Source organism: Paracraurococcus lichenis, assembly GCF_030657435.1.
Lineage (GTDB): Bacteria > Pseudomonadota > Alphaproteobacteria > Acetobacterales > Acetobacteraceae > Paracraurococcus > Paracraurococcus lichenis.
The window spans coordinates 1-495 of the sequence record NZ_JAUTWS010000468.1 but is presented as its reverse complement, the minus strand read 5'-3'; the positions used below and the strand labels follow the sequence as shown (position 1 = coordinate 495).

Annotated in this window: 1 pseudogene; it reads right to left on the bottom strand. The window is 66.7% G+C overall.

The features are described from left to right. Positions 1-280 precede the first annotated feature (280 nt). Positions 281-495, bottom strand: a pseudogene (locus Q7A36_RS40830) (IS110 family transposase); the annotation flags it as partial.

Genomic DNA, 495 nt, shown 5'->3' with positions numbered 1-495 from the left:
GCCCCCTCGATGCAAGGGCCTTTTTGGTGTGGTAGCGCCGCGGTCGGGTGCGGTCATGTGTCCGGCCTCGATGTGCGGTACGCATGACCGTGGGCCCTGATGGAATCCGCGACCCCGCTCCGGATCAACGAATCGCGCTCGAACGCGCTTTGACAAACTCGGGTTCGGCAGGGTTCCGGGATCGACCGGTGTTGCCATCACTCCGCTACGCCCTCACGCCCCCATCGGCCGCGGCATCTCCGATGGGGAAGCTCTCATGTCGGTCTCATACGCAGCCCGCTCATGCGGCGGCCGGCGTGGCAGCGGCTGGCTTGGGAGCCCGATATGACTCGCCGCTGCGCAGCATTGCCCAGATTACCCGGGCGGTCTTGTTTGCCACCGCGATGGCCGCAACCTTTGCTGGCCGGCGCTCGAGCAGTCTGCGCAGCCAGCTTTCGGCTTCCTGCGCCCTCTGGCTGCGCATCACGGCGATGGCGCCAATGAATAGCAGGCGCC